The sequence below is a fragment of the Nocardia sp. NPDC050412 genome, assembly GCF_044458825.1.
Classification (GTDB): Bacteria; Actinomycetota; Actinomycetes; order Mycobacteriales; family Mycobacteriaceae; genus Nocardia.
This window is the reverse complement of the sequence record NZ_JBITIJ010000009.1, coordinates 308,790-322,935: the sequence shown is the minus strand read 5'-3', so window position 1 is coordinate 322,935 and position 14,146 is coordinate 308,790. Positions and strand designations below refer to the sequence as shown.

General features: G+C 66.8%; 11 protein-coding genes. 3 read left to right on the top strand and 8 right to left on the bottom strand.

Going from position 1 to position 14,146, the window contains the following annotated elements; all coding sequences use genetic code 11:
• Positions 1-34: 34 nt before the first annotated feature.
• Positions 35-1,234, bottom strand: a complete 1,200-nt coding sequence (locus tag ACIBI6_RS26015; RefSeq protein ID WP_396958169.1) for an acyl-CoA dehydrogenase family protein — start codon at positions 1,232-1,234, stop codon at positions 35-37.
• 147 nt (positions 1,235-1,381) lie between these two features.
• Here ACIBI6_RS26015 and ACIBI6_RS26010 point away from each other — a divergent pair, with 147 nt between their 5' ends.
• Both ACIBI6_RS26010 and ACIBI6_RS26005 read left to right on the top strand, forming a co-directional pair.
• Positions 1,382-2,173 carry an SDR family NAD(P)-dependent oxidoreductase gene (locus ACIBI6_RS26010; protein WP_396958168.1) on the top strand — a complete coding sequence of 264 codons (792 nt, stop codon included), beginning with the start codon at positions 1,382-1,384 and terminating at the stop codon, positions 2,171-2,173.
• 229 nt (positions 2,174-2,402) lie between these two features.
• Complete coding sequence (locus ACIBI6_RS26005) at positions 2,403-3,803, top strand: FCD domain-containing protein (protein ID WP_364343081.1); 1,401 nt, start codon at positions 2,403-2,405, stop codon at positions 3,801-3,803.
• A gap of 279 nt (positions 3,804-4,082) precedes the next feature.
• Here ACIBI6_RS26005 and ACIBI6_RS26000 read toward each other — a convergent pair whose 3' ends face one another.
• The 7 genes from ACIBI6_RS26000 to ACIBI6_RS25970 form a co-directional block, all read right to left on the bottom strand.
• The gene (locus tag ACIBI6_RS26000; RefSeq protein WP_364342495.1) at positions 4,083-5,336 is read right to left on the bottom strand and encodes a MaoC family dehydratase N-terminal domain-containing protein; all 1,254 of its coding nucleotides are present in this window, start codon (positions 5,334-5,336) and stop codon (positions 4,083-4,085) included.
• Positions 5,337-5,358: 22 nt separating this feature from the next.
• Positions 5,359-6,855 (bottom strand): AMP-binding protein, encoded by a 1,497-nt coding sequence (locus tag ACIBI6_RS25995; RefSeq protein WP_364342498.1) that lies wholly within the window; start codon positions 6,853-6,855, stop codon positions 5,359-5,361.
• A 1,061-nt stretch (positions 6,856-7,916) separates the two neighbouring features.
• Entirely contained in the window at positions 7,917-9,032 is a 1,116-nt protein-coding gene (locus ACIBI6_RS25990; RefSeq protein ID WP_396958167.1) for an acyl-CoA dehydrogenase family protein, read from the bottom strand.
• The gene (locus ACIBI6_RS25985) at positions 9,032-9,502 is read right to left on the bottom strand and encodes a VOC family protein (RefSeq protein ID WP_396958166.1); all 471 of its coding nucleotides are present in this window, start codon (positions 9,500-9,502) and stop codon (positions 9,032-9,034) included. The genes ACIBI6_RS25990 and ACIBI6_RS25985 overlap by 1 nt, the downstream gene beginning before the upstream one ends.
• A gap of 20 nt (positions 9,503-9,522) precedes the next feature.
• Positions 9,523-10,722, bottom strand: coding sequence for a cytochrome P450 (locus tag ACIBI6_RS25980; protein ID WP_364342507.1), 1,200 nt, complete (start codon positions 10,720-10,722; stop codon positions 9,523-9,525).
• A gap of 340 nt (positions 10,723-11,062) precedes the next feature.
• The gene (locus tag ACIBI6_RS25975; RefSeq protein ID WP_396958165.1) at positions 11,063-12,295 is read right to left on the bottom strand and encodes a CaiB/BaiF CoA transferase family protein; all 1,233 of its coding nucleotides are present in this window, start codon (positions 12,293-12,295) and stop codon (positions 11,063-11,065) included.
• A 76-nt stretch (positions 12,296-12,371) separates the two neighbouring features.
• On the bottom strand, positions 12,372-13,031 hold the full coding sequence (locus ACIBI6_RS25970) for a TetR/AcrR family transcriptional regulator (protein WP_396958164.1): 660 nt from the start codon (positions 13,029-13,031) through the stop codon (positions 12,372-12,374).
• Between the two features lie 84 nt (positions 13,032-13,115).
• Between ACIBI6_RS25970 and ACIBI6_RS25965 the strand changes: the two genes are divergently transcribed.
• Positions 13,116-14,135: a phosphotransferase family protein gene (locus tag ACIBI6_RS25965; protein WP_364342516.1), complete on the top strand. Its 1,020-nt coding sequence runs from the start codon at positions 13,116-13,118 to the stop codon at positions 14,133-14,135.
• Positions 14,136-14,146 lie beyond the last annotated feature (11 nt).

Genomic DNA, 14,146 nt, shown 5'->3' with positions numbered 1-14,146 from the left:
CGCGACCCATCCGTGCGCAGTACGACGAACGTCATCACCGGGATTCCCTGGGTAAACCGAGTCCCCGCTCCGCGACCTGTGTGCGCAGGATCTCGTTCGCACCACCGGCGATTGTGTAGGCGCGCGAATACAGGTGAGCGTCCTGCCACCAGCCCGCCGCCACCGCATCCGGGTCATCCTCGGTCAGCAGCCCGTCGGCGCCTTGCAGCCGCATCCCGAATTCGATCAAGTCGTAATTGAGTTCGCTGAAGAAGATCTTGCCGATCGGGGCGTCGGCGGGCTGCTCGGTGTGGTGCAGCATTCGAGACTGGGCGAGGCCGACCATCGCCGCGTTGACGTAGACCCGCGTGGCGAGCTCACCGATCGCCTGCCGCGTGGCCGAATCCTCGAGTGCGGGCCTGCCGCCGACCGAGGTCGCTCCGGCCAGTCGCAACAGATCGTCGAGCGCGGCGAACAACTCCACTCCGCGCGCGGCCACGCCGGAACGCTCGTGTCCGAGGCTGCTCATCGCCACCCGCCAGCCGTCGTCCACCCGGCCGATCACATTCGCGACCGGAATCCGGACACCGTCGAGGAATACCTCGTTGAAGTCGGTGGTTCCGGTGATCTCGCGCAGCGGCCGGATGTCGACGCCCGGGCTGCGCATATCGAGCGCAAATGCGGTGATGCCCTTGTGTTTCGGCGCATCGCGGTCGGTGCGCGCGAGCAGATATCCCATATCCGCGTGCTGCCCGTTGGTGGTCCAGACCTTCTGACCGTCGATAACGAATACCGCATCGTCGCCTTCGCCCTCGAGCCGTGCGCGCGTCTGCAATGCCGCCAGATCACTGCCTGCACCCGGCTCACTGAACAGCTGGCACCACACGTCTTCGCAGGTGCGGATGCGGGGTAGAAAGCGCGCCTGCTGCTCGTCGGTGCCGAATTCGATCACCGCGGCCGACGCGAGCGCGGCCGCGCCGATGGGCTGCCAGGTGCGGGCCCGGGTGATCTCTTCGACGACGATGAACGGTTCGAGCGGATGCGCGTCGGGCCGACCGCCGTATTCGGCGGGCCAGTTGATGCCGAGGAAGCCCGCCTCGAACAGCTTCGCGGTCCACTCACGGATCGCGGGCATGAGTTCGGGCTCGGGCGCGCGCACACCGGTGTGGGTCTTGATTCCGGGCGCGTGCTCGGCGACGAATGCCCGCACCTTCTTGCGGAACGCTTCGAGTTCCGGCGTGGACTCCAGCTGCATCGCTATCTACTCCTCATCGTCGCGCCACACGCCCCACGATGGGGCCACTCTAACCCACGGTTCGACCAGGGATTCGCGGCATTCTCCGCGATACACCTTGATCACACAGTAAAAAGAGTATACTCCTTTTTAACGAAAGGATCTGCGATGCGCACGACCTCCGAGGAGGAGCAGGTAGCGGCGGACCGCCCGCTCACCGGCCGCCGCGCCGTGGTGACCGGTGCGGCCACCGGAATCGGCGCCGCGGCCGTTGCCGCGTTCCTCGATGCCGGCGCCGATGTCGTCGGCCTCTTCCATCAGACACCCCCGCCGGATGAGTTGAAGGGGCGCTGCGACTGGTTGTCCTGCGATGCGCGCGACCGCGCTTCCGTCGCCGCCGCCTTCGAATCGGCCACCGCGATCCTCGGCGGACTCGATATCCTGCTGAGCGCGGCGGGCCTCTGGCAGGCCAGCACGCCGGAGACGCTGACCGAGGACGAGTTCGATTTCGTGCTGGACGCCAACCTTCGGACCACAATCCTCACCAATCAGGCGGCGTTCGAGCGCATGCGCGACACGGGCGGTCGAATCATCAATCTCGGTTCGGGCGAAGCGATTCGCGGAAATCCGCTCGCGCCGCACTATGCGGCGGCCAAGGCCGGTGTGCAGGCATGGACCCGGTCCGCGGCGGCGGCATGGGGAAAGTTCGATGTCACGGTGAACGCACTCGCACCTGCGGTCGAGACGCCGGGCACCGAACGGCTTCGGGAGCATCTCGGCCCCGCGGGTTCGGCCGCGCTCGCCGAACGCCTGCGCGAGACCATCCCACTGCGCGGTGAACTCGGTGATCCGTACGCCGACCTCGGGCCCGTTATGGTGTTCCTGGCCGGACCGGGGTCACGCTATATGACCGGCCAGTTGATCGCGGTCAGCGGTGGATTGCAGATGCTGGGCGCTTGATCCGGTGAGTGAGTGACAAACAGTGGCCCTAATCCCGTCATTCACCACTTCCCCCCGCACGTCGCACACGCTTTTGGCCAACCGGCCAGTAGACTGAGGATCCGCAAAATCCGCATTGAGGAGTTGGCCCATAGTGACTGCCGTCGACGTCGAGCCCGCCGACAGCGAGCAGGACTCCGACCTCACCACCGTCGAGACCGGCGCACCGGTCGGCAAACTCGCGGCCCAGATCGCCCGTCGTATCGAGGCGGATGTCATGCGCCGCGGTTGGCCGGTCGGCGAATCCCTGGGATCCGAGGTGGACCTGCGCGAACGCTTCGGGGTCAGCCGAGCGGTGCTGCGCGAGGCGGTGCGGCTGGTCGAACATCATCAGGTCGCCAAGATGCGGCGCGGCCCCAATGGGGGCCTGTTCGTCTGCGCTCCCGATGCCGGGCCGGCGACACGAGCCATGGTGATCTACCTCGAATACATCGGCACCAGCGTGTCGGATCTGCTGCAGGCCCGGCTGCTGCTGGAACCGATCGCGGCAGGTCTTGCCGCGGAGCGGATCACCGAGGACGGAATCGATACCCTGCGCACGGCACTCGAACACGAACTCCGCCACGCCGAGGCGCCTGAGGTTCAGTCGCAGGATCCGTTGCATCCGATGCTCGGTGCATTGTCCGGAAATCCGGTGCTGCATTTGTTCATCGATGTACTGACCCGCCTCACCGCACGATATGCGCATACCTCACGCCGGCTCTCGAAGGCCGAGATACTGAGCTCCAAAGAGACTTCACGTATCGCGCATCGGGCCATCATCGAGGCCGTCATCGATGGCGACGGCGCGCGAGCCCAGACGGATCTGACCGCACACCTGGAGTCGGTGGCCGCCTGGATCGAAAAGCATCGGGTGCGTCGTGGCCAGCGGGTCGCGGGCAATGTGATCGAACCCGAAATGGTCGAGGGGCCAAGGGCAAAGCTGGCCGAGGTGGTCGCCGCCAGGATTCATGACGATATCGCCGCGCGCGGCTGGCAGGTCGGCATGGTGCTCGGCTCGGAGACCGATATGCTCGCCCGCTACGAGATCAGCCGTGCGGTGCTGCGCGAGGCCGTCCGACTGCTCGAATACCACGCGGTCGCCCAGATGCGCCGCGGGCCGGGCGGTGGACTGGTCGTCACCGAACCCGAACCGCAAGCCAGTATCGACACGATGGCGCTGTTCCTGGAATACGAGGGCGTCACCGCAGACGATCTGCGAATCGTCCGCAATGCCATCGAACTCGGCACCCTCGCCCGGGTGACCGCGCGCCACGCCGACGGCGACAACGAAGTGGCGCAACGTCTTTCGGCAGCGGTCCGGTGGCCGACCGACGGTCCCGCCGACGACCCGCGCAAGGCCGACCTCTTCCACACCGAATTGGCCGATTTGGCTGGGAATCCGGTGCTTTCGCTGTTCCTGTCGATCATCACCGAGCTTTTCCGCCGCCATGCGGCCGGACACGATCAGCCTCTCCCCGGCGACACCGCCGCTGCGGAAGTCGAACACGTACACCAACTCATCCTCGACGCGATCGTGCAGGGCGATGCCGGAATCGCCCGGCACCGCATGCGCCGCCACCTCGACGCCCTCGCCCCCTGGTGGCACTGACCCTCCCTGCCACACGGCGCTGTCAGGCCGCCAACTCGGCGTGATGTGATGGTGCAGCGCACGGATTCGCGCGCCGCGCACGATCTCGCCGGGCAAACTCGCGCGCGTCACGCCAGAACATGCGCGGCATGGCACCGAACTCGTCCGTGCCACTGGGTGCTTCGGCGATCGGGAGCGCTGCCGTATAGCCGCTGACGGCCTCGCACAAGCTATATCGTGTTTCACTGTGTGCGGTCGTCAGTAGATCTGCGGCAGCGCGTCCCGGTCGCCGGGGGGCGGTCAGCCGGTGACGCTGAACCGGGCCAGTTCGTGGGACACCATGCCGTCCAGATCAGGGGCGGGGGGCGTGGGGAGTTCGACGGGGTGATCTCGTGTCGGGAGCAGCACTACGGCGGTGCCGGGGGTGGTGATCTCACCTCGCTGGTTCTCGCAGCGCACCTCGAGGTGAATCTCGTTGCGCCCGTCGGCCTGTCGCTTGTCGACGACGGTGCCGCGCACCCAGGTGGTGTCGCCGATGTAGTTGAATTTGCGGTGTTCGCAGCGCAGCTTCCACAGCCAGCCGTCGTCGCCGATCCAGTCGGTGAGCAGGTGACACAGCCAGGTCTCGCGCATGCCGCCGTAGTCATAGGAATTCGGAAGGCCGAGCTCCTGTGCCCGCGCGGGCTCCCAATGCAGCCGCTGCACGGTATCCGGAATGTTCAACCCGTTGGCCGGGTACAGCCCCGGTGCCTTGCGCCGGATATTGGCGGCGATCTTGAATGCGCCCGGTGGGGTGAGCTGCATACCCCAGCCCAGATGCCAGACGACCACATCGGTGGTGGTCAGCGGCCCCTTCACCTTGGGTTGCAGCACCTCGCCGACCGCCACGTCCTCCCAGTAGCGCGGTTCGGTGCCGCGCCTGGTCTCGGCGGCGTACGCCGCGTCGATTTCGGCGAGTTGCGCTGGCGTATAGGGGGTTTGCTCCATTTTCTCTTTGGCCCGCTTACTCGAGGTGTGCCGCTCGGCATTGATCCAGGTACCGCGCCGCACGGCGTGCATCTCACCGGATCCGTTGGTGTACAGGTAATCCTGGGTGACGTGCGCGGTGCGGCCACCGAAGCTGCTGCGCTTGGGCTGCACGCCCACCTGTGTCTGTAGGACCCTGCTGCGGTCACCGAGGCGCAGCGGCTGCCACCACTCGAATTCCATTACGGCCTGATAGGAGCCCAGTCCGGCGAAGGGGTCGCCCTTCAGCAGTGCCTTGGTCTCGGCGTCCGGCTTCGGTGCGGCATCTTCGCCCATCGTGTACAGGAAGGTGGGTGGCGCGATGAGCGAACCCCAGCGGGTGCGTTGCGCGTATTCCGGGTCGCAGTACAGCGGATTGTCGTCGCCGTAGCCGAATGCGAAGTGGCGCACACCATCCCAGGTCACCTGGTAGTTGTGCGGCGGATTGCGCTGCGGATTCGGTATGCCGAGGCGGCGGCGGGACCGCTCGATCGCCTGGTCGGTCAGCACGCCGAACTGCTCGGCGGACTTGTCCTCGGTGCTCGTCACAGATCCTCCTCGATCCTTACGGTCAGGCCGTCGTGCGTTCGGCGAGTCGGGCTCGCACGATATCCAGCAGTTCCACGCGACTCACCTTGCTCGACGGTGTACGCGGCAATTCGTCGAGCACGACGATGTGCGCGGGCACCTCATAGGGCATCAGCTGAGTACGGCAGAGCGCGACGAGTTCGGCGACCGCGGGCGGCGTGCGTCCGGGTTCGATCTCGACGGCCGCCACCGGCACCGCGCCGAGTCGCGCATCCGGCAGTCCGGCCACCGCCGCCTCCCGCACCGCGTCGTGCGCTTCCAGTACGCGTTGGACCGTCTCCGGCTGCACCTTGAAGCCGCCGCGAATAATGGCGTCATCGGCGCGGCCCTCGATCCACAGGAACCCGTCCTCGTCGATTCGGGCCAGATCACTGGTGCGCACCCACACCGCGGCGCCCTGTGCGGTCTGCTCGGTTCGGACCTCGAGCCGTCCGGTCTTCCCGGTCGGCAGTTCGATGCCGTTCTCGTCGGTCACGCGCAGCTCGACGCCGTCCAAGGCGCGCCCGGTACTGCCGACCTTGCGGTCCCACCACTGCTCGTGCATCGGCAGTGTCCACCCGGCGACGGCACCGGCGAATTCGGTTGCGCCGTAGGTCATCAGGACGCGCAGACCGTATTTCTGAAAGAACGCGTCGGCGAGTTCGGGCGGACAGGGCGCGGTGCCGGAGGTAACCACCTGCAGGCTCGCCAACCGCTGCTTCGGCACATCGGCCTCTAGCACGGTGCGCAGGGCCGCGGGCACCAAACTCACCGCACGCAGCTGGTGGCGTTCCACCGCACGCAGCCACGGCTCCAAGGCGAATTTGGACATCAGGATCATGCGACGCCCGGTGGCCAGACAGGCCAATGCCCGCCACAGCCCGCCGATATGCACCAGCGGCGCGGATACGAGTGCCGCCGATCGTGTCAGCAGCCGACCAGGCTTCGGCGTTTGTCCACCCGAAACGAGGGCGTGGTCGAGCTGTCCGACGCGTAGGTGCACCCGCTTCGGCGGACCGGTCGTGCCGGAGGTGAGCATTTCGACGGCGACGCCCGGATTGGTCGCGGCGTCAGGGGCGGTGGCACCACCCGCCGGACGCAGCGCACCATCGGTGCCGAGTTCCATGGCGAGACCGTGCGCGGTCACCGCGGCGAGTACGCCCGCACGCGCGAGCGCCTCGGACCCGGCGATAACGATCGGAAGCTCGCAGCGGGCGATATCGGCCGCGAGCCGGGCGGCAGGCTGCAGCGGGCTGAGCATCACCACGCAGCGCCCGGAGGCGATCACCGCGGCGACGACCGCGACATGTTCGGGACGGTTCTCCAACACAACGCCGACGCGCGCGTCGGCGCGCAGGCCAGCGGCATCGAGCGCAGCATCGACGGTCCGCGCGGTCTGCTGGACCATGCCCCAGGTCCACCAGCGCTCCTCGTGCTCGATCGCCTCGGCATCGGCGGGCGCCTCGGCCAGCAACAGGGACAGTCGGTCGCGAATTCCCATGTGATCAGCCTTTCGGAAGGCCGAGCACCTGCTCGGCGAGAACGTCGGTCGAGGTGTTCGACTCCGCGCGATAGCGCCGCATCGGGCCGTTGCTCGGACCACTCCGTCTTGCGCGGAGATCGAGTCCACGAGCTCACCACTCGAATAAGAGTACACTGATTTATTCATTCGAACAGACACCCGAGAAGCCTGATAGATCACATCCGTGGCATGAAGGTGCAGATTTCCGCACCAGATTTCCAATCTGCCACCTGATTCCAGCGCGCGAACCGGACCGCGGCACCAGTAAAGAGAGCGGCGGACCTAATGCCTACTTTGGCTCAGCCGACTCATTTCAGGGCACCGTTACCCCAACCGTTTGCGGAATCAACGGATCCCACACCCGCGCCGACATCGCTACAGCGGCCGAGCGGATCCCGGCGGCACTACACGGATCACTTGCAGCGGCTACACCGCGACACCGCCGCTCCACCCGATACCCCAGCGCGGTCGGCGCCAGCAGCTCGAACTGGGGAGACAGCGACCGTCGGTTACGCGCGGCCGACCGGGTGACGCCCGCGGGCCTGGCCGCTGCCACAGTCGGTCCACGCGGTGTCAGGAAACCGTTCTGAACCAAGACCATGGATCTCGGCGACACGGTGCCGCCATGTCCGCGTGTACGCGGCCTGGCCCGCCACCCCGACGCTGCATTCCAGGCGTGATGCTGCGCCTGACAGGACCACCGAGACCTCCGCACGCGAGTCGCCGGAAAGCCTTGGCAGAGTGCGGATTCGGGGCCGAGCCAGCGCCGTCGACATCTCCTGGCCCGGCCGCTGCCGCAGTCGGTCCACGCGCGGTGTCAGGAAACCGTTCTGAACGAAGACCATGGATCTCGGCGGCACCGTACTGCCACTGCCACGTCCGCGTGTATGGGGCCTGGCCCGCCAACCCGCCGTTGCATTCCAGGCGTGATGCTGCGCCTGACAGGATCATGGCGACGTCCGCACGCAGTCGTCGGAAAGCCATGGCCGCGTGCGGATTACGGGCCGGGCCAGCGCCATCGACATCTCCCGGCCCGGCCGCTAGATTCCGACGAGGTCGGCCAGCCGCGCCCGATGCGAAGCCGGGCCGCCGAACAGCTGCTCGGAGGACTTCGCGCGCTTCAGATACAGGTGCGCGTCATGCTCCCAGGTGTATCCGATGCCACCGTGGATCTGGATGTTCTCCTTGGCGGCATGGGTACCGATCTGCGAGCAGTACGCCGCCGCCAATGCCGCGGCCGTCGACAGCTCGGTCGAACCGGCGGCCGCCACAGTGGCGGCATGGTAGGCGGCCGAGCGTGCCGCCTCGACCTCGAGCAGCATGTCCGCACACTTGTGCTTGATGGCCTGGAACGAGCCGATCGGCCGGTCGAACTGAACCCGGATCTTGGCGTATTCGACCGCGGCGTCCAGACATGCCTGCGCCACACCGACCTGCTCGGCGGCCAGCGCGACGACCGCGAGGTCGAGAACGCGGCGCAGATACGCCGGGGCATCCGTGGGCGGGCTGATCCGTTGCGCCACAGCGTTGTTCAGGTCGATCTTGGCCAGTCGGCGGGTCGGATCCAGCGTCTCCAACCGGGTTCTGGTGACCCCGGCCGCGGTTGCGTCCACGGCGAACAGTCCGAGTCCGGCCTCACCGCCCGCCACGACGAGCAGCAGATCGGCTTTGTCGCCGTCGACGACGAACATTTTGGTGCCGGACAGCGTCCAGGCCTCCCCCGCCCGCGTCGCCATGGTGGTGACATCCGCCAGCCGCCACGAGCCGCTCTCCTCGGCCAGCGCCAGTGTCGCGGTCAGCGAGCCGTCGGCGACTGCGGGCAGCCAGCGCGCCTTGGCCGACTCGTCATCGCAGGTGGAAAGCGCCTGGCCCGCTAGTGCGACCGTCGAGAAATATGGCGAGGGTAGCAGCGCCCGCCCCATCTCCTCGAGCACGATGCCCAATTCGACCGGACCGCCGCCCGATCCGCCGTACTCCTCCGGCAATGCCAGGCCGTGCAGGCCGAGTTGCTCGGCCATCTGCTTCCACAGCGCGAGATCGTGGCCCGGTTCGGTTTCCATCCAGTGCCGCACCGCCGCACTCGGGGATTTGTCCGCCAGGAAACGGCGCACGGTAGCGCGGAGTTCTTCCTGCTCCGCCGTGAACGAAAAGGCCATCACCGCGGCAACTTCGAGCGCAGATAGACATCGAAGTCCGGCATCCGCGACCGGTCGACGATCTCGAGCCGCACACCAGAAGGCGCCAGGTGGTAGGCGAAGATCGACGGCTCGCCGTCGACCACCGCGCAGGCCTCCAAGGCGAATCCCGCCGCCTCGAGCCGCTTCGATGTGGTCGCGACGTCGTCGCAGAAGTAGCCGAGATGGTGCGTCGCGACGTGCGGCGGCGCCGCCGTCCACGGTGTCCCGGGAATCTCCTGCACCAGTTCGATGTGCGGAGCGTCGAGCGAATAGGTGAAGCTCAGCTGCATCACCCGCTCGCCGTCGGCCAGCCGGACCGGCACTTCGGCGGTTTGCGCCGCGGTCCACCGGTAGCCCGCGAGCTCGGTCATCCGCACTTTCCATTCCTCGATATCCGGCACCACTATCCCGGTGTGATAGAGATCCGCGGCGCGGAGTATTTGTGTCACAGGGGAATCCGTCACGGCGATCACCACTCCAAGCGCAGTGACTGGATGCCGTACATGTTGCCGTGCTGCGACAGCTCCTGTCCGGGCACGATCCGATATTCCGGAATCCGCTTGTGCCACTCCTCGACCGCCACATTCAGCTCCAGGCGCGCCAGATGCGAACCCAGGCAACGGTGCGGGCCGGATCCGAATGCGATGTGATTGGTCGCGGTGCGGTGCAGATCCACCTCCAGCGGATTCTCGAACCGCTCGGGATCGCGATTGGTGACCGCCAGCGGCAGCATCACCATCTCGCCTGCCTTGACCGGGCAGCCACCGATCTCGGTGTCGCGCATCGCTTTCCGGGCGGGCACCACGAACGAGTAGACGCGCAGGATCTCCTCTACGCTCGTCGCGATCAGCGACGGGTCGGCGATGATCGCCTCGCGCTGCTCGGGATGGGTGGCGAAGTGATAGAGGGCCCAGCCGATGGAGATCGGGACCGTATCGAAGCCCGCCTGGAACAGCAGAATGCAGAACGCGTGCATATCCGCATCGCTGATCGGCTCGCCATCGATCTGGTAATTCATTGCCCGCGAGAGCAGATCGTCACGCGGGGCCTCGCGCCGCAGTGCGATCTGCTCGTCGAAGTAATCCGAAACGGCCCGCATCGCGGCAAGTTGTCGGGACCCTTCTGGATCCTCGTCGTAGGTCAGGTGCAGCATGTCGTGCACCCAGTCCAGGAAGATGGGCAGATCCGCCTCGGGCAGGCCGACCAGCCGCATGAAGATAATGGTCGGGAACCGGCGGGCGAATTCGTCGAGGACATCGGCACTGCCGCCGTCCTTCAGCTGATCGATCAGCTCGATCGCGACCTGCCGGATCTCCGCCTCACGGGCGGCGATGGTCTTCGGGGAAAAGTCGTTGCCGAGCAGTCGCCGCCATTTCGTGTGCACGGGCGGATCCAGCATCTCCGGAATCCAGAGGAACCTGGGATTCGGCTCGAGTGCGGTCACCGAGGTGTTCGAGAAGGTGCGCCAGTCCTGCAGCGCCTCCTGCACCGCCCGACCTTCCGTGACGACCCAGTACCCGCGCGCGATGGTGCTGCGGAATCCGGAATGGGTGCGGGCGATTTCATCCCATCGCCGCTGATGACTCAGGACCGGACCGCCGAGCCGGTTGTCGAAGTGATACGCGGGGACACCGTCGTAGGTGCCCTCGGGCTCGAGCGCAGTGCTCATCGCTGATCCTCTCTGGAAGGCCGCCGCACCGGGCTGCTGTATTCGCGTCCCCGCGGGCCGGTGGGCGTTACGGCCGCACCCATGCCGCATCGCGGCCTCGTAGTACGTCACGCGCATGCCGCGACCCGGCATGCCTCGACTCGTCGTGCTGGTCCAATATACCGGCCAGCCCTTATTTCGTAACCTCTTTTGCCTTCTGTTGACGAATTCTTCCTCGTCGTGCGCTGAAACAACTCGCAATTAGCAGCCTATTTGACTGCCAGCGCCAGTCGAGGCGCTATCCCATGGGATGGACATTCAGCTTCCGACGAGGACACATTCCCTTCGGCATGCCTCCCGGTCAGGTGACCGCGCCGTCGATCTTCAGCGCGATCAGCTCCTCCTCGCTGAGACCGAGCCCGAGCAGGATTTCGTCGGTATGTTCGGCGAATTGCGGTGCCCGCGTGAGGGTTACCGGCGTTTCGTCGAACTGGACCGGGTTGGCGACCAGTTCACGGTCGACGCCGTCGGCATCGACCACCGGGACGATCAAATCGTTGGCACGCAGCGACGGATCCCGACCGACCTCCCACGCGTTCTGCACCGCCGCCCATTGCCCCTCCCCACTGCCGAGGATCTCGACCCACTCGTCGAAGGGACGCGCCGCGATGATCTCGGCGACGAGCTCGGCGGCCCGCGCCGCATTGGCCATCAGCTTCTCGGTGCTGTCGAAGCGTTCATCGGCGGCCAATTCCGCGCGACCGGCCAGCCTGCAGAACTCGGGCCAGTAGCGGCCGGGTTGCAGCATCGACAATTCGAGCCACCGCTGATCTGAAGTGCGGTACGCCCCGATGAGCGGGTTCGTGGCCGAACCGTGCCGCGGCGGCGTATTCACCGGCAGCGGACCACCATTCATCAATGCGAGATTGACCGTGAACTGCGTCGCCCAGGCGCCGACGCCGAGCAGTGAGACGTCAACGACCGACGGTTCCCCCGTCATCTTCCGCGAGTAAAGGGCGGCCGCGATACCACCGGCAATGGTCATGCCGCCGATCGAATCGCCGTAGGCGCCCGCGGGCATCCGCGTCATACGGTCGGCGTCGGGCGGGGTCACCCCGGCGGCGCTGCCGCCGCGCGCCCAGAATGCCGTGCTGTCGTAGCCGCCCTTGGTCGCCTCCTCGCCGCGCACACCGAAGCCGCTGCCTCGCACGTAGATGATGTCCGGGTTGATCGCGCGCACGTCCTCGAGGTCGATCCGCAATTTGGCTCGCGCCTGCGGCAGGAAATTCGTCAGGAATACATCGCTGCTGCGGATCAACTCCTCTAGCACCCGGCGTGCGGACGGTTTCTCCAGTGCGAGACCGACACTGCGTTTGCCCCGGTTCGGGCCCTCCATGATCGGGAAGAACGACGATCCGGCGCTGTTCGCCTCGTAGCCGAGCACCCTGACCAGTCCGCGCTGGGCATCGCCCCGTTCCGCGTGCTCGATCTTGATCACGTCGGCGCCCCAGTCCGCGAGCACCGCACCCGCCGCCGGGACGAAGGTGAACTGCGCGACCTCGAGTACGCGCACGCCCTGCATCGGTTTGTGCATCGAACCAGCTCCTCTTAGCGTCGGTAATTCAAGAAGAGTATCCGCTATTCAACCGACACCACAAGGTTGTGCGGCCTCAGACCGCATCGGCCGCCCTGGGCTTCGATGGCACGATCCAGGCCACGAGATGCTCCACATCCAGGGCCGTCGGCACCCGCTCGGTCCACAGGAACTGCTCCATCACGGCGAAGATCGCACATGCGGCGACCATGGCGTCACGGTCCGGATCCGGGCTCCCGCCCGCCGCCAACGGCACCGCGAGCAGTTCGGCGATCCGGCGACGCAGCTCGACACCACCGAAGGCCGATCGCCCGTCGCGGGACGTATTGCGCAGCACCGCCCGTGTCGTCGCGGCCACCTCCCGGTCGGCCGCCTGCTTGAAAACCACCTGTATACAGGCCCTGACCTGATCGACGGGGTCGGTATAGCGAGCACATCGGCGACGGATATGACCGAGCAACCGCCGGGCTCCGTCGTCGGCGATCGCGGCCATGAGATCGTCCTTGCTCCGGAATGCCCGATAGAAGGCGTCATTGGAAACCCTTGCCCGGCGGACGATCTCGACGATTCGCGGATTTCCGTCCGGATCGTCGCGCATCAGCTCCATGCCCGCGTCGAGCAGGCGGCGCACTTCATCCCGTGCGATCGCGTAGCGATCCCCCGTTCGCCGCCGCACCGCCCGGGCCACCAGGGATTCGCCATCGACGGGGTCGTCCCCGACGTGTGGACTCGTCATATAAAAGAGTGTACTGTTCGAACATCGATTCACCAGAATCGTTTTCTTGCACGGTGGTATGGCGTTCTGTCGAACGGAGTTGGAATGGCCGAGGGGTCACAGGTCGTAGGACCGCGGATCGGCATTGCCGATCCCGCCGATATCGCGCTCCGTGCGGCCGCGGCGATCGGCCGTCCACTGCACGAGCTGACCCAGCTGACCGGTGGCACTTCCAGCCTCACCTACTCGGCCGTGACCGATGAGCGAGTTCGCGTCGTGGTCAAGGTCGCTCCGCCGGGTCTCGAGCCGGTCCGGAACCGGGATGTGCTGCGCCAAGCCCGCGCACTCACCGCCCTCGCCGCGGTGCCCGCCGTGGCCGTGCCGCGGGTGCTCGGTTCCGATGTCGGCGCACCGCCGCAAGTTCCGCCGCTGTTCGTCATGTCCTTCGCGGACGGTGAGGGTTACGAACCGCGCCATCTCGAGCTCGAACGTCGCCCCGCTCCGAACGAGGTGCGTGCGCGGGCGGCGGCGGCGGCCAGCATGCTGGCGGCACTGCATACGGTCGGCCCCGCCGAATTGGGCATCGACGAACCGGCGGTCGCCCTCGACACCGAGGTCGAGCGGTGGCAGCGGGCCTTCGCCACCTGTGTGCTCGAACCAGATGCCGAGCTCGACGAAGTCGAGTGCCGGACACTGCTCACCACGGCAGTTCCGAAGCCGCTGCCGCCCGCACTCCTGCACGGTGACTGGCGGCTGGGCAATATGCAGTGCGTCGGGACCGAAATCCGGGCTGTGATCGATTGGGAAATCTGGTCGGTCGGCGATCCGCGCCTGGACCTGGCGTGGCTGCGACTGATGTCCGATCCCGCCCATCCCACGGCCGTCGCGCCCGCGGCACCGACGCTCGAACCCGACGAACTGCTCGCCGCGTACGAGACGGCGCGCGGCACACCGGTCGCGGACCTCGGCTGGTTCGACGCCTTGGTCCGCTACAAACAGGCCGCCGCATCCGCGCTGCTGGTCAAGAACGCCGTACGCCGCGGCCAGGTCACCGAGCGGGTGGAACGGATGCGCCACGGCATCCGGCCGTTGCTCATGGCCGCCCGCACCTACCTGACCCACTGATCCCTTTCGGA